23 protein-coding genes are annotated in these 21,170 nt (G+C 50.7%); 10 read left to right on the top strand and 13 right to left on the bottom strand.

Annotation, left to right across the window (positions count from 1 at the left end):
- Nucleotides 1–24: 24 nt before the first annotated feature.
- Nucleotides 25–378, bottom strand: a complete 354-nt coding sequence (locus PsAD46_RS09905) for a hypothetical protein (protein ID WP_063287821.1) — start codon at nucleotides 376–378, stop codon at nucleotides 25–27.
- A 214-nt stretch (nucleotides 379–592) separates the two neighbouring features.
- Between PsAD46_RS09905 and PsAD46_RS09910 the strand changes: the two genes are divergently transcribed.
- Nucleotides 593–1,831, top strand: a complete 1,239-nt coding sequence (locus tag PsAD46_RS09910; protein ID WP_063306729.1) for a serine hydrolase — start codon at nucleotides 593–595, stop codon at nucleotides 1,829–1,831.
- A gap of 88 nt (nucleotides 1,832–1,919) precedes the next feature.
- Here the strand turns inward: PsAD46_RS09910 and PsAD46_RS09915 are convergent, their stop codons facing one another.
- On the bottom strand, nucleotides 1,920–2,642 hold the full coding sequence (locus PsAD46_RS09915) for an SDR family oxidoreductase (RefSeq protein WP_063306730.1): 723 nt from the start codon (nucleotides 2,640–2,642) through the stop codon (nucleotides 1,920–1,922).
- 121 nt (nucleotides 2,643–2,763) lie between these two features.
- On the opposite strand from PsAD46_RS09915, the gene PsAD46_RS09920 reads away from it, so the two are divergent.
- Nucleotides 2,764–3,663, top strand: coding sequence for a LysR family transcriptional regulator (locus tag PsAD46_RS09920; RefSeq protein WP_063306731.1), 900 nt, complete (start codon nucleotides 2,764–2,766; stop codon nucleotides 3,661–3,663).
- Here the strand turns inward: PsAD46_RS09920 and PsAD46_RS09925 are convergent.
- Nucleotides 3,660–4,136 carry a hypothetical protein gene (locus tag PsAD46_RS09925; protein ID WP_153040722.1) on the bottom strand — a complete coding sequence of 159 codons (477 nt, stop codon included), beginning with the start codon at nucleotides 4,134–4,136 and terminating at the stop codon, nucleotides 3,660–3,662. The genes PsAD46_RS09920 and PsAD46_RS09925 overlap by 4 nt on opposite strands.
- Before the next feature lie 786 nt (nucleotides 4,137–4,922).
- Here PsAD46_RS09925 and gshA point away from each other — a divergent pair.
- Nucleotides 4,923–6,527 (top strand): glutamate--cysteine ligase, encoded by a 1,605-nt coding sequence (gene gshA / locus PsAD46_RS09930; protein WP_063306733.1) that lies wholly within the window; start codon nucleotides 4,923–4,925, stop codon nucleotides 6,525–6,527.
- A complete protein-coding gene (locus PsAD46_RS09935) occupies nucleotides 6,509–7,039 on the top strand; it encodes a GNAT family N-acetyltransferase (protein ID WP_084404381.1) in 531 nt (176 codons plus the stop codon). The genes gshA and PsAD46_RS09935 overlap by 19 nt, the downstream gene beginning before the upstream one ends.
- Before the next feature lie 120 nt (nucleotides 7,040–7,159).
- On the opposite strand, the gene PsAD46_RS09940 is transcribed toward PsAD46_RS09935, so the two are convergent.
- Entirely contained in the window at nucleotides 7,160–7,867 is a 708-nt protein-coding gene (locus PsAD46_RS09940; RefSeq protein WP_208989126.1) for a GntR family transcriptional regulator, read from the bottom strand.
- An 844-nt stretch (nucleotides 7,868–8,711) separates the two neighbouring features.
- Here PsAD46_RS09940 and repA point away from each other — a divergent pair.
- The 3 genes from repA to repC all read left to right on the top strand — a co-directional run bounded on the left by repA (nucleotide 8,712) and on the right by repC (nucleotide 12,558).
- Nucleotides 8,712–9,932, top strand: a complete 1,221-nt coding sequence (gene repA / locus PsAD46_RS09945; protein ID WP_063287827.1) for a plasmid partitioning protein RepA — start codon at nucleotides 8,712–8,714, stop codon at nucleotides 9,930–9,932.
- Entirely contained in the window at nucleotides 9,929–11,002 is a 1,074-nt protein-coding gene (gene repB / locus PsAD46_RS09950) for a plasmid partitioning protein RepB (RefSeq protein ID WP_057462164.1), read from the top strand. Before repA ends, repB begins: the two co-directional genes overlap by 4 nt.
- A gap of 254 nt (nucleotides 11,003–11,256) precedes the next feature.
- Entirely contained in the window at nucleotides 11,257–12,558 is a 1,302-nt protein-coding gene (repC, locus tag PsAD46_RS09960; RefSeq protein ID WP_063306735.1) for a plasmid replication protein RepC, read from the top strand.
- Here the strand turns inward: repC and PsAD46_RS09965 are convergent.
- From PsAD46_RS09965 to PsAD46_RS10000, 8 genes are all read right to left on the bottom strand, one after another.
- Nucleotides 12,537–13,049 carry an NUDIX domain-containing protein gene (locus PsAD46_RS09965; RefSeq protein ID WP_063306736.1) on the bottom strand — a complete coding sequence of 171 codons (513 nt, stop codon included), beginning with the start codon at nucleotides 13,047–13,049 and terminating at the stop codon, nucleotides 12,537–12,539. The genes repC and PsAD46_RS09965 overlap by 22 nt on opposite strands.
- Before the next feature lie 126 nt (nucleotides 13,050–13,175).
- Nucleotides 13,176–13,793 (bottom strand): histidine phosphatase family protein, encoded by a 618-nt coding sequence (locus tag PsAD46_RS09970; protein WP_063306737.1) that lies wholly within the window; start codon nucleotides 13,791–13,793, stop codon nucleotides 13,176–13,178.
- Between the two features lie 49 nt (nucleotides 13,794–13,842).
- Complete coding sequence (locus PsAD46_RS09975) at nucleotides 13,843–14,352, bottom strand: NUDIX domain-containing protein (RefSeq protein ID WP_063306738.1); 510 nt, start codon at nucleotides 14,350–14,352, stop codon at nucleotides 13,843–13,845.
- A gap of 105 nt (nucleotides 14,353–14,457) precedes the next feature.
- Nucleotides 14,458–15,507 (bottom strand): ACR3 family arsenite efflux transporter, encoded by a 1,050-nt coding sequence (gene arsB, locus PsAD46_RS09980; RefSeq protein ID WP_063306739.1) that lies wholly within the window; start codon nucleotides 15,505–15,507, stop codon nucleotides 14,458–14,460.
- A 45-nt stretch (nucleotides 15,508–15,552) separates the two neighbouring features.
- Nucleotides 15,553–15,879, bottom strand: coding sequence for a metalloregulator ArsR/SmtB family transcription factor (locus PsAD46_RS09985; RefSeq protein WP_063306740.1), 327 nt, complete (start codon nucleotides 15,877–15,879; stop codon nucleotides 15,553–15,555).
- Between the two features lie 131 nt (nucleotides 15,880–16,010).
- Nucleotides 16,011–16,613 (bottom strand): peroxidase-related enzyme, encoded by a 603-nt coding sequence (locus tag PsAD46_RS09990; RefSeq protein ID WP_063293011.1) that lies wholly within the window; start codon nucleotides 16,611–16,613, stop codon nucleotides 16,011–16,013.
- 126 nt (nucleotides 16,614–16,739) lie between these two features.
- Nucleotides 16,740–17,348 (bottom strand): ferric reductase-like transmembrane domain-containing protein, encoded by a 609-nt coding sequence (locus PsAD46_RS09995; RefSeq protein ID WP_063306741.1) that lies wholly within the window; start codon nucleotides 17,346–17,348, stop codon nucleotides 16,740–16,742.
- A gap of 673 nt (nucleotides 17,349–18,021) precedes the next feature.
- Nucleotides 18,022–18,282 (bottom strand): SHOCT domain-containing protein, encoded by a 261-nt coding sequence (locus PsAD46_RS10000; protein WP_063306742.1) that lies wholly within the window; start codon nucleotides 18,280–18,282, stop codon nucleotides 18,022–18,024.
- 252 nt (nucleotides 18,283–18,534) lie between these two features.
- Between PsAD46_RS10000 and PsAD46_RS10005 the strand changes: the two genes are divergently transcribed.
- The 3 genes from PsAD46_RS10005 to PsAD46_RS10015 all read left to right on the top strand — a co-directional run bounded on the left by PsAD46_RS10005 (nucleotide 18,535) and on the right by PsAD46_RS10015 (nucleotide 20,066).
- Entirely contained in the window at nucleotides 18,535–18,900 is a 366-nt protein-coding gene (locus PsAD46_RS10005; protein WP_057462154.1) for an STAS/SEC14 domain-containing protein, read from the top strand.
- 70 nt (nucleotides 18,901–18,970) lie between these two features.
- On the top strand, nucleotides 18,971–19,348 hold the full coding sequence (locus PsAD46_RS10010; RefSeq protein WP_343229273.1) for a thioesterase family protein: 378 nt from the start codon (nucleotides 18,971–18,973) through the stop codon (nucleotides 19,346–19,348).
- A gap of 109 nt (nucleotides 19,349–19,457) precedes the next feature.
- Nucleotides 19,458–20,066, top strand: coding sequence for a hypothetical protein (locus tag PsAD46_RS10015; RefSeq protein WP_063306744.1), 609 nt, complete (start codon nucleotides 19,458–19,460; stop codon nucleotides 20,064–20,066).
- Here PsAD46_RS10015 and PsAD46_RS10020 read toward each other — a convergent pair.
- Complete coding sequence (locus tag PsAD46_RS10020; RefSeq protein ID WP_063306833.1) at nucleotides 20,063–21,106, bottom strand: AraC family transcriptional regulator; 1,044 nt, start codon at nucleotides 21,104–21,106, stop codon at nucleotides 20,063–20,065. The two genes, PsAD46_RS10015 and PsAD46_RS10020, sit on opposite strands and share 4 nt — an antisense overlap.
- Nucleotides 21,107–21,170: the final 64 nt, after the last annotated feature.

The following is a 21,170-nucleotide window of genomic DNA, read 5'->3' on the forward strand; positions in this document are numbered from 1 at the left end:
TCTTAGAGAAGCATAAGTTTGCCCTCAATTCTGCAGGATGTTGTTCTCTTCCTGGGTTTCCTGCTTCTCATTGATGTTGCCATCCTTGTTGATTTCCTTGATGCAGGCCTCCTGATCAGCGGCGGACATGTTGGTGAAACCAAAATTCGGAGGATACCCCAGTGGATCAGCGCCAGCGCCGCCGGTGCGGTATTTTTCTGCGATGTCGGGACAATCAGAAACTGGGCTTACAATATCGGGGTATTCTGACTTTAAGGGATTGGCGTTTTCGTTTGCGACAGGATCATCCGCAAAGTTGTTGATTTGCGCGAGGCCGTAACCTGCTGAAAAAACGAAGAAACTCAGTGCAAGAAGGGTTGTTTTTGCTTTTGTCTGCATACCAGTTGCTCCCACCACTTGGAGAAAAGAAGGTCGCAGCCATTAAACAGGAAACCCGCAAAGGTTGTGTGAGCGCTTATGTTTTAATTGCGTTTAATTGGGTAATACACCGCTCTTAAGTTGCCAGCGGCTCGCTTTACAAGCGATTAACCTATGCGTAAGGTTTGGGTTCGCTCTGGAGGTTTTGACCTTTCACCGCGAATGGGGGGACGTCATGTTGAAGAAGATTGGCTGGGGTGTTCTGGCCGTTGTGCTGTTGCTTGCTGTGGGTGCTTTTTACTTCCGGCAAGATATTGCCGAGATCCGTGCCGTGATGGCTTATGCGGATGCATTCAAACCTGAGAACATCGATCAGAAATTCAGGTCGCTTTACAAAGAGTATTCCAGCACCTCGGTGAAAGCGCCAGATGAGACCTATGAGTTGCCGCGGGCGCATCAGGCATCACCGATGCCAGCGACCTTTGTGTATAAGGGCGAGGCAGCCTCTACAGCAGATTACATTCTGGATTCTCACACCACCGGCCTTGCCATCATGCACAATGGTAAGCTGATTCATGAGTATTATGATCGCGGGAACACCGCTGAGACTCATGCCATTCAGATGTCCGTCTCCAAATCCATGGCCTCCATCCTTGTTGGGGTGGCGTTGGATGAAGGGCATATCGAGAGTGTGGAAGATCAGGTCGTCAAGTATGTGCCGGAGCTCAAGGGAACGGCTTATGACGGTGTGCGCCTGAAAGACGTGCTGGAAATGTCGTCGGGTGTCCGCTGGAATGAGAACTACGCTGATCTGAATTCAGACATCGTCCAGTCTGTTGTCGCAATCCTGCTGGGCTCTCAGGATGAGTTCACCAAGGATGTACCGCGTGAGTTGGAGCCGGGAACTTACAATCGCTATTCTTCCATTGATACGCATGTTGTGGGCTGGGTGCTGCGTGGAGCGACCGGCAGACCTTACAAAGAGTGGTTCAACGAGAAGCTCTGGTCCAAGATCGGTGCTGAATCCTCTGCAGAAATCATGGTGGATCAGGAAGGTGAACCGGTTGTCTTTGGCGGGGTGAACATCCGCCTGCGTGATATGCTGCGTGTGGGAATGGTGCTGGAGCGTGGTGGTTTGAACCACAAAGGCGAGCGCATCGTGTCGGAAGAGTGGATCAACACATCGGTCACGCCGGACGAGCCGCGCTTGATGCCCGGCTACAACAATCCGCAGAGCCCCTCACCGCTTGGCTACAAATACCAGTGGTGGCTGCCGCTGGAATCCGATCAAGGTGACTTCACCGCAATCGGCATTCACGGCCAGTTCCTCTACATCAACCCGGCTCGGAATGTGGTGATCGCCAAGACTTCGACCTACCCCTCTTATCAACGCGATAAGGAGATGGTGAAGATGAAGTCGATCGCGCTGTTTCAGGCCATCGCCCGCCATTTGAGCGACGTGCCGAATTCTTAAAACGCGTTCTGATTGATAAGAACTTGCTTTATAGAAAAAGCCGGCTCTAGGAGAGAGCCGGCTTTTATAAAATCTTAGTTGCTCTGCGTTATGCAGGCTGGCCTGTTGCTGCAAGCAGAACTTCGCGGATGTTGACGTTCTGTGGCTGCTGGTAAACGAACATCACAGTGTCAGCTACGTTCTGTGGGTCAAGCACGCCGCCCATCTCTTTCTTCCACTGCTCGTAACCATCAATGATGTCTTGAGAGGTGGTGTGAGACAGCAATTCAGTTTGTACTGCACCCGGAGCAATGGTCATGACGCGCACGTTGTCTGCTGCCACTTCTTCACGCAGGTTTTCGCTGATGGCGTGAACGGCAAACTTGGTGCCGCAGTAAGCTGCGTGTGCCGGGAATGTTTTGCGGCCTGCAATGGAGCTGACGTTGATGATGGAGCCGCTCTTGCGCGCTTTCATGCCTGGCAGAACTGCGTGGATACCATTGAGAACACCCTTCACATTCAGGTCGATCATGCGGTCCCATTCAGTTGGATCCTGAACGGACAGATCACCCAGCAGCATGCAGCCAGCGTTGTTGACGAGTGCGTCTGCAGGGCCGAATTTCTCTTCCGCTTCCTTTAAAGCTGCAATCAGCTGCTCACGGCTGGTGACGTCAACGCCGCGGCACAGTGTGTTTGGAAGACCCAGAGCTTCCATCTGCTCAACCCGGCGAGCAAGCAGAAGAAGTGGATGGCCAGCTGCGCTGAATGACTTCGCAATCGCTGCACCAATGCCGGAACTTGCGCCAGTGATAATGATAAGTGGCTTTGTCATTTTGTTTTCCTGCCTAGTTAGCTTTTTCTTGAGCAAGATGAACTTGCGTTGTGTTGAGGCGATTGTACAAAAATGATCACGCTGATAAATATGGGTAATCCGAAATGATTGTTAGGCTGAGATGAACAATATCTACTGGAATGGCCTTCGCTCGTTTCTGGCTGTGGCAGAACATGGCAGTTTTACCTTAGCCTCTGATGAAACGGGTCTTTCAAAAGCAAGCTTAAGCCAACAGGTGAGCCAGTTGGAGGAGCAGCTGGATGTGCAGCTGCTGTTTAGAACCACCCGCAAACTGCGCCTGACTGAAATTGGTGAGCGTTACTATGAGATGTGCCGCACTAGCGTGAAGCAGATTGAAGATGCATCTGATTTGGCATCGCAGGCGACGGACAGCCTGACGGGCCCCATTCGTATGAACGCTGTGGGCGGATTGATTGGGGAGGAGCTGATTGCACCGCTGGTGATTGAGTATCAGCACGCCAATCCGGGGATTGAGGTGAAACTGGATTTTTCCAGCATCCGGGAAGACTTGCTGGAGACGGACTACGATCTTGTGTTGCGGATGGGAGATTTGGAAGACAGCACCCTGATTGCCCGCAAGCTGTATACCATCACAACACGCTATGTGGCGTCCCCGTCCTTTGTGTCAGCTCATTCCAAAATCCGCCATCCTTCTGATCTGAAAGGTCTTCCTTTCATTTCCGGCAGTGTGCAGGAATGGATTTTCACGCGCGGACAAGAGCGCATTGTGGTGCAGGCGGAAAAAGGATTCCAGATCTCCAATGGCCGCGTCATGTGTCAGGCAGCAGCTGCGGGCTTGGGTGTTGCGCGCCTTGCCGATGTTTACACCGATGCACTCATCAAACGCGGCGAGTTGACGGAAATGCTGTCCGGATGGAAGCAGACAACACCGCTTTGGCTGGTGAGCCCGCCAACACGGCACCAACTGCACCGGGTGCGGGAATTGATGAATTACCTCACAGCCAACTTCAAAACACGCTATGAGGCGGTGCTGGGTTAGCGGCGGTAGGTGCCAACAAAGCCATCTGGCACAACAGCGCCTGCGGGGCTGGAGTTGGGAACGTTCACGCCAACCGGAATGAAAACACGCTGAATGATGATCTTGTCACCATCCGGCGGCGGCGGGCCGGGAAGCACGGCGCCTTGTGTGGTTTTGTAGCCTTTCAACTCGCAAATGAGGTTTCTGCTCTCAAATCCGGTGGGCACAACCATTGGACCCGGCGTGTGCTTTACAAAGATGGATGAGCGATACCCTTCTAGAAAACAGAAGGCACCATCAGGCGTGGTGTTGACTGTAATCAGCGTTGCCCCCGGTGGGATCTCGATGGAGGGCGAATAGGCCTGTGGCAGGCGTTCTTCATCAGAAACGCACCCTGCCAAAAGGGGAAGAGTGATTGCGAGAGTGCTTAAAGGGAGCTTGATTTGCAAGTCGTGGGCCTCTTCAGGACGATCTGCAAAAGGTAACGGGCACATGAAAAGGATGACACCCATAAGAATTGCTGAGGTTGTTTTGCTGATAGCCTCAAAAATGGTGAGGAGTGGTGGGGGCCACACCGAAAGACAAGGAGTTATCCAACACTGGATCCACTGAGGATTTTGCAAGCAGACCCGCCGTAACTCTCGATAATACTCGCAAGGACCAGACTGTTTTATGCGGGATGAGCGACTGTGGCTTTCCTGAGAAAGCTTCAGCTTAAAGCAAGCAAAGTTTAGATGCCGAGTAAGGTTTGAATGGAAGTTTCTGGCTATGCAGCGTGATGCACGGCGTTCGAAATATCAGATAGAGTGTTCAAAATGCACACGAACTTTGTAAGGCGGATTAGGAATGCTCGGTTTTTTTATGAGCGAGGGGATTGTATTTCGGTGCATGCAAGTGTGCTGTTTCCTGTCCTATGTCTTTGCGGGTGAAGATAATCTGGAGCTTTCATGGTGAAATCAGCAGTTTAGGTCGTGGATAGGTGGTGCTTTGCCGAAGTATATTTTTTTTGATTATTGAAGCGGGTTAAGGAATACATCTTGTTGGCATGTTGATAGTCAGACAGGTAATTTCTTCATTTTCTCAGTTTAATTTTATTCTCGAATTGAACTTGGTTCACGCATTAATGATGGAAGTTGCGCATAAAACACTAAGGAAAACTCGACAGGTTTTGTACTCTTGCATCCACGAAATTAGGAAGTATCTATGAGAGAGTGAACCGAAAGGTGCACAAGGATACTTTGAGCCCATATAGCCGTTTTGCGCAGATTAACGGAACGAGAATGACAAAATTAGGTGAAGCCACGCTGAAGCTGTTGGAAAATAGCACAGTACGAAAAGGTCTTGCTGAACTCCGCGTGGGGATCGAAAAGGAAGCTCTGCGTGTTGGCAGAGATGGCTTTATGTCATTGCGTGATCACCCGGAATCTCTGGGTAAAACGCTAACGCACAAATTTATCACGACAGATTTCTCTGAGGCTCAGGTGGAGTTCATCACACCTGCTGTGCATTCTGTTGCAGAGAGCCTGGATTTTCTGAAAGAACTGCAGGCTTTTGCAGCGCGTAAGACGGATGATGGCGAGTATTTGTGGAATGCGTCCATGCCGCCTGAAATTGCCGGTGATGAGACGATCCGCATCGCGGAGTATGGAAACTCGAATGCGGCGCAGATCAAAACGCTGTACCGCAAGGGACTGGCGCATCGCTATGGCAAGCGTATGCAGACGATCTCCGGAATCCACTACAACTTCTCCATCTCCGATGGCCTTTGGCACGAGTTCCATGAGCAGTGTACCTCCGGCGGAAGCCTTCAGGACTTCCGCAGTGCAGGGTATCTCGGCCTGATCCGTAACCTGCAGCGTCATGGCTGGCTGGTGCTTTACCTGTTTGGGGCTTCTCCTGCCGTCGACAAAAGCTATCTGGCATCCCCGCACCCAACCCTGTCCATGCTGGGTGATGACACTTATTTTGGCGAATATGCAACGTCTCTGCGCATGAGTGATCTGGGTTACACCAGCGTCGTGCAGAGTGAGCTGGACATTCACTACAACTCTCTTTGCGATTACATTGAAGGCCTGCGCGGCGCTCTTGCAACGTCTGTGCGCCAGTACGAGCAAATTGGTGTGGCGGAAGAAGGCGACTACAAGCAGATCAACACGCACCAGCTGCAGCTTGAAAACGAGCTGTACGGCTCTGCACGGCCTAAGCGAAACACCAAGGAAGGCGAGCGCCCGATTGCTGCGCTGTGTCGCCGTGGTGTTGAATACATCGAATTGCGCTCTCTCGACATCAATCCGCTCAACCCGATCGGGATTTGTGAGCAGCAGGCTCACTTCCTCAATGCCTTCCTGACCCATATGACCCTTGCTCCGTCTCCATGTATCTCCTCTGGAGAGCAGCAGGCGCTCAACGATCAGCAGCGCATGGTTGCCTGGCAGGGTCGTCTGCCAAACCTGATGCTACCAGCCTATGGCGATGGTGGTATGGAACTGCGTGAAGCAGGCCATCAGGTGCTAGATGATATGCGTCTGACAGCTCAGATCATGGATGAAGTGTACGGCGGTACAGGCCATACAGATGCTGTGAACGCGCAAGCGGCCAAGCTGGACAATCCTGAGCTCACACCATCCGCTCAAATTTTGAAAGGCGTGAAGCAGAAGGGCTCTTACACCGGCTTTATCGCTGATCTTTCCAGGAACCAGTCTGATCACCTGAAAGCGATGCCGCTGTCTGGTGAACGTCTGAAGTTCCAGGACGCGATGGTGTCTCAGTCTCGCGCCGCTTATGAGCAGGTTGAAACGCAGGCGAGTAACCACAGCTTCGATCATTTCCTGGATTCGCAAAACAAAACGGAAGTTTTGCCGCCAGAATGTCTGGATGGCCAGTAAAGCCTGACCTTGAACACGGAAGGCAAGGCTTGCTCCAAATCCAGCCCTACACATCGGAAGACCACGACGTGCTCGCTGCGCTCTATGAGAGCGTGGCGAGCCGTACGTTTGCCTATGACTACACCAGCCTCGTAGATGCCAGCCAGTTTCAAAGCCTTGTTGAGGGGGAGGATGTCTGGGTCTTGAAGTATGCAGGAGAGCGTATCGGCTTCATCGGCTACTTCACGCCAGAGCACTTCCTGCATTCGCTGTACATAGACTACGCCCACCACAAACGCGGATTCGGGCGACAGGCACTGCAGTTTTTGTTGGAAAATTATGGCTGCAGGCACGAGTTGAAAGTGCACCGCATCAATCAGCCTGCGTTGAAGTTTTACAGCGCGCTTGGATACGAGGATATCACTGCACAGGCCGATGCTCATCAAACCTGGCAGCGTTTGCGCTCACCAGAGGCAATTCTGGATCACTCACCGGCTATTGCGGTGGGAGAACAAGTCTCTTACCGACAATAAGTTCAATATATCAAGCCATTAGAGCACGTCGCGATCATTAACATTCACGCATCGCGCTCTAATATCTTTGGTGGAGCGAATTCTAGCCGTTTGATTGAAACCAATCAAACGGAACACGCTCTAAGATGGCATGCAAAGAGCAGGTAGACGATCAACATGTGCTTTGATCGTTTGCTCGGCCAGTTCACCGTCCCCAGTGCGCACAGCATTGATCAGCTGAGTGTGATCATCCTGAACGCCTTCTGAAATAAACCCGGCACGGCGCATCGCAGCGCGGTAGCGGGTGCACTGGTCATGAAGCATATGCAGGAACCGGCTTGCCCAACTGGAGCCTGCTCCCTCAACCAACGTCATATGAAACACGCGGTTGGCTTCTTCCCATTCATTCCAGAAATCACGCCGTGAAGCTTGCCATGTCCGCTCAATTTCCTGCAGTGCATGGTAGGCATCCAATACGCTTTCACGCCACTGAGCGTCGCCCTTTTCAACGGCGGTTCTCACCGTTGCGCTTTCAAGAAGGCGGCGCTGATCAATAATATCCTGAAACTCTTTTTGCGAAAGTTCTGGAATATAAAATCCCTTATGAGATTGCGTGGCAACCAGTCCTTGAGACACCAGACGGGAAAGTGCTTCGCGTACAGGTGTAGGCCCAACATCAAATGTGCTGCACATCTCGCGAATGCGCAATTTACTGCCCGGCTCAAGCTGGCCAGACAAAATTGCCGCCCGCAGGTGCGCGTAGGCCCTGTCAATGAGAGAGGCGGATGACGGGACGTTTTGTGCAGTGACCGATGTTACGGCTCTTTCTAAGGTATCCTCTATTTTCAAAGTTATCTGCCTTACAATTATTATCTATGCAATTTGGCGTTTCTTTTCGTCGGTATGGAAACTAGGTCATTTGTTTTGTTATCCGGCCAAGTTAAATTGCAAATATGAATTGGCCTTCTTATTACATCAATTGTAAAACAATATCTGAACTATAAAAGCAATGAAATTGCGTAGGAATGACATAACTTTCCAATAAAACGAGAGTGTTTTATGGAAAATATCGTCGAATTATCGATTATTTTTAAAAAAATGTGTAAGTACGGTCTTATTCATTGAGCATATGAATCAGACTTACTTAGAGTTCGATGAACAGAAATAGAGTTTATTCGCTATTTTAATAAAATAATCTCAACTATACTCTGCCGGCTCACTTCTTCGCGTATAAACGGCAGAAACTATTAGCAACGCTCTAAGTGGAAATCACTTATAGATCGCAAAATATCTCCCCCCAATACGCGATGAATTGCTCAGCTTATCTCTGGTGTTTCAGAAAACTTATCCTCCCTACTCCACGCAGTGTTATTGCTCTGTGAGGAGGCGTGAGAATCAGAAGCTGGATGATTGAGTCGGAGCGAGCTGACGCATGAATATGTTTCTGGAGAAATGGATCGGTTGTTTTGTCGATTTTATGCACGCCTCGTTTTTGAGTTTTGAAACAGCATAACTGATTGAAAATAATAGATATTATGCCTCTCAGAGAGGCGATGATCATAAGTGTTAATGAGGATTAACCAAAAAGGGATTGAACTGAACTACAGGTTGGTTACCCTTTCGACGCAAACACGGGCCATATGGGCGCACTTTCCGTTTGTAGATGACTAGAACCGTTTGAGGGCTAAGCGAAGTGGAATACGGCAACAACACTCTTTTGCGTGAGGAAACTCCGTCTGAGAAGATCTCCCGTTATTCGCAGCTCCTTTCTGGCCAGCTGCACCGGTTAAGACAAGAACTTTATCCGCCTGAAGCGCATAAATTGCTGCGCTCGTTCTCTTCTGTCGATGTTGCCCGTCTTATCGGTGTTTCTGAAAGCACCATTCGCCAGCTGGATCTGGACGGAGAAGGCCCGACGCCAACCCGTCTTGCCAATGGCCGCCGCAGTTACACGTTGCAGCAGATCAACGCGATCCGTGAAGTGCTTGCCGCCCGTAAAAAGGGCGATGAAGCCGTTAATATCCTGCCGCGCCGTCGCGACGGTGAAAAGCTGCAGGTGATTGCGTGCGCCAACTTTAAAGGCGGCTCCGCAAAGACCACCACCAGCACGCATCTTGCCCATTATCTGGCCCTGCGCGGCTACCGTGTGCTCGCGATTGATCTTGATCCGCAAGCCTCGCTTTCTGCGATGTTTGGTGTGCAGCCTGAGTTTGATGTTGAGCCAAACTGCACCTTGTTTGGTGCTCTGCGTTATGATGAAGGCCGCCGGACACTGGGTGACGTGATCCGCCCGACCTATTTTGACAATCTGGATCTGGTTCCGGCCAACCTTGAGTTGGCTGAGTTCGAACACATCGTTCCAACAGCGATCGCTTCTGGTGCGTCTACTGGCGAAAACATCTTCTTCCGCCGCATCCGCAACGTTCTGAACGAAGTTGATGATCGCTACGATGTTGTTGTGATCGATTGTCCGCCACAGCTTGGCTTCCTCACTCTGGGCGCGCTGTTTGCATCCACCGGATTGCTTATTACGCTGCACCCGCAGATGCTGGATCTTGCAAGCTGTAACCAGTTCCTCGGCATGAGTTCTGACCTGATGGCCGTGATTGAGAACAATGGTGGCGAAATGAATCTGGATTGGATGCGGTTCCTCGTGACCCGTCACAATCCAAATGACAGCCCGCAAACCCGTGTGGTTGGCTTGTTGCGTGCCCTCTTTGGCGAGGATGTGCTGACATCGCCAGCTTTGGAATCCACTGCGGTTGCCAATGCGGGCCTTGAAAAGAAATCGCTTTACGAACTGGAACCGGGCGCCATTGGCCGCGAAACGCTTAAGCGTGCGCTTGAATCCATGGATTCGGTAAACCGTGAAATTGAAGATCTTCTCCGCAGCTCTTGGGGTCGAACACTATGAACAAAGCTAAGGACCGGAAAAACGCATTAGACACGCTGTTTTCAGGCGGCGGTATGGCGGGCATGGTTGCGGATGCAACAGCGCCGCGCCCCCGCTTGTCGTCCGGTGCTATTGGCGCAGCCGAGATCAACCTGATCAAGGACGAACGCGACAAACTGCGTGAAGAGTTGAAAACACTGAACACGCAAATGGCGACTTCCGACAATGTGGTGGAGCTGAACCCGGAACAGGTTCAACCCTCCTTTGTTGCGGACCGTATGGAAGTTGCGTTTGATCCGGCATTTGAGGCGCTCAAAGAGTCTATTGCGGAGACTGGACAGCAAGTGCCAATTCTGGTGCGTCCTGCGCCAGATGAAGACGGCATCTACCAGATTGCTTATGGTCACCGTCGTTGGAAAGCCTGCCGCGCTTTGGGCAAGCCCGTCCGCGGTGTCATCAAGCCGCTCTCTGATGAAGAATTGTTGGTTGCTCAAGGCCAGGAAAACCATGAACGGAAAGACCTGAGTTTCATTGAAACCTGCCTGTTTGTTTTCCGCCTTGCGCAAGATTACCCGCAGACGCTCATTGTCAAAGCCATTGGCAAAGACAAGTCTCTCGTTTCCAAACTCCGTAAGCTGGCGGCAACCATGCCTGAGGAGTTTTTGCGTGTGATTGGGCCTGCCCCAAAAATCGGACGGCCACGTTGGGAAGAGATGGCAAGTTTCTTCCACGAGGGCCAGCTGGCGCCGAACCACGAAAAAGCGATTGCCTCGCTGTTTGCGCTGGATTCATTCACAGAGCTTCACAGCGATGAGCGGTTTAGCGAAGTGTTGCAGCTGCTGCAGGAAACGCCAAGCGAGATGGAGGCAGGTTCTGCGTCCTCTTCTGGTGAGATTGCTGTTGCAGCTCATACCCGCGCCGCGAAATCTTCTGAATGGCTTGGAAACAAGCATGTGCTCGTCAAGCACACTGGCAAAGCGACCGTCTTCTCCGTTGATAGCAAAACGCAGAGTGACTTTGGCTCCTTCTTGCTGAAAGAGCTGCCCGGTCTGATTGCCAAATTTGAAGACACGAAGGGGGAGGATGCCTGATGGTGTAACCCCTGAATGACGAAAGGCCCTGCTGACGGCAATCAGCAAGGCCCCAAAATCGTCGCCCAAGAGAGTGAAGAGCACTCGTCGAGGACCATCTTTAGCACGATCATCCTACGACGAACGCGCGGTGCGAATCAAGTCAGCAATGCTTTCTTGAAACCCTTTGTGGCGCATTTTTGCTTTTTCGGGCGCTCAATCCCCAATCTTACTTGGATAACACCTTGGGTCTTCCCTCGGTGAATGGGTTAGCTATGCAAAGCACCGGTGTTGCGTCCTTTCGCAAAATGACACCCGGCATGTTGGAAAGCCAGCGACTGGCAATGGCGAATGACATCGTCAAAACAACAAAAGCCGAGGTGGCGATCACGTTAAAAAAGGCGGCTCCTGCTCTGGGGATCGATGGTACCGCCTACCATATTCTCGATATTCTGATCGGCCTGACACGGGCAGATGACTGGAAACAGGACCGCCGTCCGCTGGTCGCGATCTCCAATGACAAGTTGGCTGAATACGTGTGCCGCTCCACGCGCACCGTGATCCGTGCACTTAAGCGACTGGTTGAGGTGGGCATACTGGCATACCGCGACAGTTCAACAGGCCGTCGTTTTATCTATCGCAATGGTGCAAGTGGTGAGATTGACCGTGGATATGGTTTTGACTTTTCGCCAGCACGCCAGCGGATTGATGAGATCAAACGGATTGGGGAAGAGTTTCAAGCACGGGTGCGGGCAGAGCAGGAAGCAAAGCGGACTGTTAACCGGCTGTCTCGCGCAATCGTTGACGCTTGCCGGACCGGGCAAAGCGAAGGCGTGGATTGTACCGTGTTCCTGGGAGAACTCTCTGCCATTATGGAAACGCCAATGCTGCTTCTTGAGCGGGCAGCCAAGGTCTCAAAACTCTATGAACTGGTTGTAGAAGAGCTTGCGGAAGACAAAACCGGAGACGAGCAAACTGCCTCAGATATCAATGAATATGCTAAAATGTCAGGCGACCATGACATTCATGTCACCCCTTATAATAATACAACCCATCAAACTCATATAAATAGTAAAACACGGCAGCCATCTAACGATGGCTACTCAAATAACAACTCCGCTTCTAACGAAGCTTCGAAGATTGCTCTTGAAAAAGATCAATCAAGCAAATTCTCTGCCAAATCCAACGCTTCAGCTCAATTGCAATCTCGGCAATCTGGTCAGTTAGATAATGGTTTAAGTGAGCATTTATCTGCTATTTCCATTGGTTTGATTGATAGCGCAACAACAGAGACCCAGGAAATGCTGGGCATGCAGTTTTCAAGCTGGTTCGAGCTTGCGCAGTCTGGCGAGCAGCTTCGTTTGGCGATTGGCCTTTCCGAAGATGGCTGGAAACAAGCGGTTGTGACACTGGGCGAAAAAATGGCTGCGGCGGTTCTGGTGGTGACGGTTGAAAAAACCCTGCGCGATCCTGAAGGCATTTCGCGACCGGCGGGTTACTTCCGCGCCTGTGTTGACCGCGCCAAGGACGGAAAACTCGCCCTGCACAAGTCGCTTTATGGTCTGGCTCTGGGGTAAGGGTCTGCAATGCCGGTTTCTTGCGGATGGGGTAGATGGATCCGCAAGTGTGGTGTTGGTGCGCGGGTGATGAATTCGTCTTCGATAAGGTCAAGCATATTGCGTTGTTCCCGAAAACTCACCAACGCCTTTGCATCCGCAAAGGAAAACCATTGATAGGTATCGTGCTCTTCATTGATCGTAATTGAGGTATCGTGAGGAACATCTGCAACAAACACTGGCAGAATTACGAAGCTGTTCTTTTCTGGGATGTAGAAACGAATATCAGCATCTGCGGACCAAAGGTTGTCGAGCACTATGCCAGTCTCTTCTCTCACTTCGCGTAGCATTGCTTGCCAGGCTGTCTCTCCTGCTTCGATACCCCCAACAATCTGACTCCAGGTATGAACTGGTGGTTTGAGGCGGTGAAGCAGGAGAACCTGTGGCTCTTCAGTGTTCTTGTTGATGAGAAATACGGTTGCGGCGTCGCAAAAAACAGGGACTTGGGACATAATGGTCTCATTGAAAATGGTAAAGGATTCAGATTAAGCCAAGAGAAGCAGATTTATCTCTTATCCTGGTGGTCAATTACCCGCCTCCTCCTTAACATCGCTAGGTTGAACCTAGATCTTTGGTCATCACATCAGATGGCTTACATCGTTTAATTTTGCCACTCTGGAAGAACCATCCTTCTCTCGTGTCAAATGCGTGAGACTGCAGGGTCTGATGTCGTGCGTAATGTTCTGTAGGTGAATATCGCTTGAAAGGCCAAGCCACCAGTTGATGATGCAAATGATGGAGTTTGCGTGGCTAATGATTATGAGCCTCTCCATGTTGGCATTCGCTAAGAATTCCATGTAGGTCGCAATTCGAGAATACAACATCCGCCAACTTTCACCCTGATCGTAAGGAATCCAATCAAGAACTGGTTCGGTTGGTGAGCTCCAGATTTTCTGGGCTTCTGCTTTTGAGAGGTCTTTTGCCACGCCGTTGTTCAATTCACGCAACTGCCCGGCTTTGGTGAACGCATTTCCGGTTTTCTGAGTTATCCATTCCGCAGTTTGCACTGCGCGTGTCAGATCGCTGGTAAAAATTTGAAAGGCAGGAGTTGGAACAGATTTTGCCAAGTAATCGGCAGTTTGCTTCGCTTGAGTGATGCCGCGAGGTGTAAGTGTTGAATTTGTCCAACCGCCCACAACACCTTTCAGCATGTGCTCACTTTCACCGTGTCTCAGAAGAATGAGTTCGTTCAACATTCAATACCACCAGAGTTCCGGCACTTCCATGAATAGAGAATGTGGAGTGTCAGGAGCTCAAAACTTCGCTGGTCTCTTCGTCCTGCGGTGTCGGTAACTCGATCCGAAGATGTGGGCTTGCTTTGCGTGTTACGAACTCGGCATGGAGATATTCAAGAACACGGCGCTGGCCGGGAAAGCTGAAGAGCTCCATGGCATCATCAAATGAAAACCATTGATAGGCATCGTGTTCCTCATTGATGGCGATTGGCGTTTCGCTGGAAACAAAGCTCACGAATACTGGCAGTTTTTGGATGATGTTTTTTTCCGCAACATAAAACTCCTCGCACAGATCAGCAGACCAGAGTTCGGTGAGGACCAAACCGGTTTCCTCTTTCACCTCTCGTAATGCTGCTTCCCAGCCGGTCTCATTTGGTTCAACCTTGCCTGCGACCTGACACCAAGCGCCGAGCAAAGTATCAGCGCGGCGCATAAGCAAGACCTGCGGCTCCTCTGCATTCAGGTCGAGAAGAAAAACGGAAACGCCGTTGCTGAGAACGGGAATATTGTTGGGGGTCATAAGTTGCTCATAAAATAACTGGTGCAATAGACCATGAGCATACTCAGAGAAGAACGAAAAACCAAGAGAGACAAAGGGCCGGAGATCACTCCCCTGCCCTCACGTTTAAGTTTTGGAGTGGGCTGTTGAAGCCGGGACCTGATCGTCTTTAGAGAACTGACCGCGTGTCCGGTTGGCATAAGAGACCAGTGCCAACATCACCGGCACCTCAACCAGTACACCAACGATGGTTGCCAAGGCAGCTCCGGAGGTGACGCCGAACAAGCTGATTGCCACAGCGACGGCCAGCTCAAAGAAGTTGGACGCACCAATCATTGCGCCGGGTGCTGCAACATTGTGAGGCTGACGCCACTTCCGCATCCAGAAGTAGGTGACGAAGAAAATCAGGACAGTTTGGATGAGAAGCGGAATCGCGATGAGAACGATGTCTGCTGGTGATGAAATGATGTTGTCCGCCTGAAGACCAAACAGCAAGAACACCGTGCCCACCAGACCTGCAATCGAGAATGGTTTCATCCCTGCACTGAATGAAGAAAGGTGCTCTTTGTCTTTGAGGCCGAGCCGGGTCAACCACCCTGCCCCCAATGGCAACGCAACAAATAGTGCGGTTGAAACCAGCAGTACATCCCATGGGACAATGATGTTTGAGACATCCAGCAAAAACGCCGCGATTGGCGCGAAAGCGAAGATCATAATCAAGTCATTGGTTGCAACCTGTGCCACCGTATAACTTGCATTGCCCTTTGTTAGATAAGACCAGACAAACACCATTGCAGTACATGGAGCAACGCCAAGCAAGATCATGCCTGCGATGTATTGATCCGCCAGATCTGCTGGAATGAACGGCGCAAAGATATGGCGCATGAACAGCACGGCCAGAGCTGCCATGGTGAAGGGTTTCACCAGCCAGTTCATAGCTAGTGTTACGATGAGTCCCTTAGGTTTCACAAAGCAATTGCGAACCTCGGTGAACTCGACCTGCACCATCATTGGATAGATCATAAGCCAGATCAGAACCGCGATGACCAGATTGATCCCGCCGACCTGCAAGTCACCGATTATCTGAAAAAGGCCAGGTTGAAGGAGGCCGGCCCCTACCCCCAGAGCCATTGCAAGACCTACCCAGACTGAGAGGTAGCGTTCAAAAGTACCCATGATTTCTCCTGCCTATCGTCGATAGACGATGAATTTCGACAAATTTTAGAGCTTGAAGCTGCTCTCAAAGAGGAAGTTGAAGTTCTTCAACTCAGACCGATTGACTGAATAACAAATGCGCGGGCGCTGAACTTCCGCCAGTATGAACCCTGCATCCTTTAAGATCCGAAGATGCTCGGACACAGTGGATTGCGCCAGACCGATAGAGTTCACGAGATCTCCACCGACGCAGCCGGGTTGAGCCGCCATAATCTTCAGCAAGCGAACACGCGCAGGATGCGCCAGGGCTTTGGCCTGGACTGCGAGCTTTTCTTCTTCTACCTCATTCAAAGAGGCAGGTGCGAATTCCGTAACGCAGGTGTTTTCTGTCATCGTTGATTCCGTATATCGTCGATACACGATATACTCCTCTCCTCCCCCACTGGCAAGGCCTTTCTGTGTTGACAGCTGTCAACTTTTTTGAAGCCGAGTTGACAGCTGAAACTCCCCTCCCCTGCTCACTTCTATCGTGCTGCGGAGTGATACTCTGGGTTGGGCTGCATGCCTGTTGCAGAGGCCATGCGGTTGGACATGGAGAAAAAGGCCGCGACTTCGCAAATGTCCCAGATGTCTTCTTCCGAAAACCCAATATCCCGAAGGCCTTGCCGGTCACCCTCAACAATCTCAGAGGACGTCTTCGCAATCTTTGTAGAAAAGTCGAGCATCACACGCTGCTTGTCAGTCAGATCAGCATAGCGATAGTTCATCACCATAGCTTCACCCAGTTCCGGCTTGTTGGAATACTCCCGAACAGCAGCGCCATGGGCGACCTGACAATACCAGCAGGAATTGATCGACGAAACGGTGACAGCAATCATCTCTCGTTCCAGTTTGGAAATGCCAGAGTCTCCAAGCATGAGCTCATTATACATCTGAGAAAACGCCCTGAGCTTTTCTGGTCGATGTGCGAAGGCAATCAGCACGTTCGGGATCAACCCGAGTTTGCTCTGACATTTCCCAAAAAGCTCCTGAATATCATCAGGTAATGGATCCGGCAGGCTAAGCTTCAAGGCAGTCGGATGCGTAAGGCTTGCGCTCTCTATTTTCTGAAAATCGGTTGTAGTCATTATATGGTCTCTCCTCCATTTCAACAGCTTAACTGTGATTGAAGGAACTGTCCTCACTACAAAAGGAGAGCAAAGAAAAGCCCGCCTTTGGGAAGAGGCGGGCTTAGTTGGAGGCTTGCTTGTGATTTAAGCGTGGGCGGAGAGCTTACGCTCTTTTCGTTTATTGGTGACGTGCACATATCTGTAGAGCTCTAAGAGTAGAAGCGGTGTGAAATGCACCAGTGCTGGCCCAAATTTGTAGTCTACCAGGACCCAATGGGCGAACACGAGGACTGCTGCTGCGTAAGCAAGTTTCTGAAGGTTCTTCCATCTGGATCCGAGCTGGGCGATGAACCAATCATTGCTGGTGACTGTGAGCGGAATGAAAATGAGAGAAGCCAGCCATCCAGTCCAGATCCCGATTTTGACGAGATCTTGCAGGATAGGGCCAAGAGATCCCTTATCCAGCAGGTAGATAGCGACATGCAGAGCTGAATAGCAAGCTGCAGCTACGCCAATATACCGCCGCCGTGCCATCAGCCAACGCACCCATCGTTGACCGTTTGTCAGGAACATCAGCGGCGTGATCATGAGGCTTATGATGAGAAAACGAGCGGCAAACTCTCCAGTTGGAAGGAGAAGGTGCTCCAACTTGTCGCTTTCACGGAGAAGCTCTCCGATGATAGCAAGCCCCGGGAGTGCAAGGATAGACCAGAAGGTAAATGGTGAGTTCCAAATTGCTCGAAGGTAAGACATGGTCGCCCGGATGAGTTTGCACTGAGTTGTAAGGTGCACACTGCTGATTTCGCGGTGTTGGGGTACGTGGGAAGTCAGCAGTGTGCGGCCGATTGCGACTGCGGAGTTCGCGTTCAACCTTGTCTAAACACTGGATCAGCTCTGTCTTTTCCGCAAGAAATCAGATGTAACAAAATGTCGTGGAACTTGGTTGGGTTAGAGATCTAGCTGCTTCGTGGTGTCGGTTAAGTTATGGCCCAACATATTGGAGGCATTAGATAATTTAAGAAGCTCCGACAATGGCCCGCAAACTGTCCTTTCTGCATGTGTTTAGCGAAAGGCTTCCTCTATTACACTTTAACAAGAGTTGCGTTGTTTTTGATGCAAACGTGGTTGCAAACAGCAGTAACAGCTGAGGGCCTCTGAAAAGAAACCCGCCGCAAATCTGCGATAGACTGTTGAGTGAGTTGTGTGCTGCGAATGTTGGCTTGGATAGAATGAGAGGAAAACTGGGCCTCAAAGCATCGGATTGATACTCGGTTTTATCGGCTTTGCGCGAGATGTGCAGGTTTTTGACCTACCAAACGGACGGGTCATCAGAGCTGAATACGTGTGAGTTGCCAACTGACAACATTGCTCTGGAAGGGATATCGGCACTCAGGTTGCCCGAATTGAGTGCCGATGTTGGAGGATGTTACAGGTTCAAACGCAGAACCTGAGAACGTTTCTGGAACTCTTCCTCATCGATTTCACCAGTCGCAAAACGTCTGCTCAGTATGTCCAGAGCTTCTGAGGTTTGGGACTTTAGCTCTTCAGGTTCAACCTTGCGAGCAGTGTTGGAACCTCCGAAATAGCCGTAGGACCGAGCGATTAAAAAGCCGATGACGAGCAAGAGAATAAGCGTGATTGGGAATGGGAAAAAGTGAAATCCGTGCATTCCTGCTTGATGAAACATAGTGATCTCCTTGGGATATTTATTAGACATCACTAGAATGGGGAGTACCGGCACAGCTTTCAAATTACATTTGTAATCAACTGTCTCAACCGCTTCACCTGCGGATAACGGTTACACTTTTATAAAAGTGGACAGCTGTCAACTTTTCGAATTGGCAAGAGATTTCGAATTTACGTCGAAACTATCCGTGGAATGAAACAGGATGGAAGGCGTGGTTCAGGTAGCATACTGACAGGAAAAAGAGGTGCCAGAATGATCAAAAAACTCCCAGAAAGTTCGGAGAACATCCTCGGTTTCGAGGTGGATGGAAAGGTCGATCTTAACGAAGAAATGGAGCTGATTTCGCAGGTTGAGAACGTCCTCGACAAACATGCAAATGTCAGTGTGCTGGTGATTTTGAATGATCAAGCGAAGTGGGGCATCGAGGCTGGCTACGAAGATTTGAAGTGGGCGATGACACATATCAAGAGTTTTCATCGCATCGCAATCGTCTCTGATCGGAAGATTTGGGAGTGGCTCGTCGCGATTGATAGTCCGTTTGCAGCCATGCTTGGAATAGGTGAAAAGCACTTCGATATGGCAAATCTCGACAAGGCCTGGGAATGGGTCAGAGAGTAAATTAGGCCCATCGGGCGGTGAGGATAGAGCGTTGATAGAGACCTATCGCGGTGTAGTTTACCCCTATCAGTTGGACCATATGGGACACATGAATGTTCAGTGGTACACCGAGAAATTCGATGAGGCCAACTGGCATCTGTTCTCACAAGCCGGGCTAAGCGCGACCTATTTTCGAGAGTACAACAGGGGTATGGCTGCCGTTCAGCAAACCACGAAATACCATGCCGAAGCGCTGGCGGGAGACCTGCTTCTGTGTCGATCAGGGGTGACGGACATTCATGATAAGACGCTCTATATCCTCCATGAAATGCATAATACTGAAACGCAGAAATTGATCGCGACCACTGAACTGATATGCGCGCATCTGGATAGGGAAGCCCGCCATGCGTGCCCGTTTCCGCCAGACGTGCGGGCGGCGGCAAAAGCACTTCTCATAGAGGGTAACTAAGTCCTCCATCGCGTTTCAGGAAGGCTATTCTGGTCCTATATCGCGTTCTAGGTCGCAGGCAATCCGCCAAACTCCCATGGTTCCAACAGGCAAATCATGGAGTTATCAAATGGCAACAAAGCACAGCACCAAAGCCCTTATCGCGATTGGCGTAATAGCGATTGCGGCTTACGTTACATTCTCAACAGGCATGGAAACCTCTGAGACTCTCAGCCCTGAAGGTGTGCATTCAATCGAGATCTCAGGAAGCAATCTGGGTCTGCGCATCGTCGGAGGCAATAGCAGTTCAAGCGACATTAAGCTTGATACAAGCGATGCAAGAGGTTGCTCTCTAACCGCTACAACATCCAAGAATGAAGACGGTCTTATGACCATTAAATTTGAAAGACGCGGGTCCTGGAGACTTGGTTGGTGCGACCCGGCGGCGACGCTCAGGTTGCCGAATTCGATGAACATCAGCGTAAAGATGGACAGATTAGCGGGTGACTTTGTGGGGCAGTTTAAGGACTTCGCTATCACCTCAGAGAAGTCTGTCATCTATTTCGACGGGAGTGTTTCGCGCTTCGATTTGGTTGGAGAGATGGCCGCGGTCTATTTGAAATTTGATGCAGATGTTCCAAAGGAAAACATCCGCATCAATGTTGAGAAGCTCGTGTCCAGCATCAACTTGGCGAAGGGGTGGAAGCACGCCACAAGCATCCTGCTAGAGATCTTTTAGGCCGACTCCACACTCTGCACAGTACGGCTTTCTTTTCGCCAGGCACTCGGGCTCTTGCCGGTGATGCGTTGGAACTCGCGGTTGAAGTTTGACTTTGTCGTAAAGCCAACCTCGTAAATGATCGTGGTGATTGGGGTGTCTGTTGTCTCTAGCAGATGACAGGCCTCAGTCACACGAAAGCCGTTGGTGTATTGCGGTAGGTTGACCTCACGCACTGTGTTGACAGCTGTCGAAATCTGACGCGCTGGCACTCGGAGTTTACGTGCCAACCTGTCGAGAGACAGGTTCTCGTCCCGATACAGATGTTCATTTTGCATGAGTTGATCGAGAGCCTCAACTAGCTCAATCTGTTCCTCGGAGGCCGAAACGGTCTTTGCTTCGGGTTGTGGCAACTGCGGTGTAGCTGCTGGTTTGCGAGTAAACAGAACAGCGATTGTGACCAGCGCAAGCAGCATGAAGAGGTTTGCCGTGCCAACGATGGTTGCTGCATTGGTCCCCTTGTTCACGGCAAAGTCTGCTGCAACGGCTAAATCAACAAGTGCGGATGTTGAGAAAATAGCGCCTGCGATCAGCTGTGTCTGGCGCGCCGGGAGCATCTGATCAATGGGCAGATGGCTGGCCCATTCCCACTGCCTGGTCGTTGCAGACCGGAAGAACAACAGTCCATAACCGAGATAGACAACGACACTTGTAAGGTCGATCAGCACCAGCGCGTTGAAAGCGGGTGCCAGAGTGAGAGAGCTAAGAGATGCAACCGTTGCAACAATTGTCCAACCGACAGCTTTCTTCGAAAGACGCTCCGTGAGTTGAAGAAATGAGAGCCAGGTCGCAGGCGGCAACAACAATGCCAGCCCTATGAGTGACCAGGGTGGGAGGTCTCCCATGCCCCATTTGATACCAAGAAGAACCGACTGGATTGCGTAAAGGCTGATGGTTGCAATAAGCAGTGACGGAATTTTGCGTCCATACCCCACCATAAGGCGCAGCAGGATGAAGCATAAGAACAAGGCAGTAAAAAAGGGAAGGGGTAAGCTCGGCAACGCGCCAACTCCAATTGCAGACAATGCTCTATATCTAGTCTGTCTGCGTAAGGAGTAAAAGAGC

Source organism: Pseudovibrio sp. Ad46 (genome assembly GCF_001623065.1).
Lineage (GTDB): Bacteria > Pseudomonadota > Alphaproteobacteria > Rhizobiales > Stappiaceae > Pseudovibrio.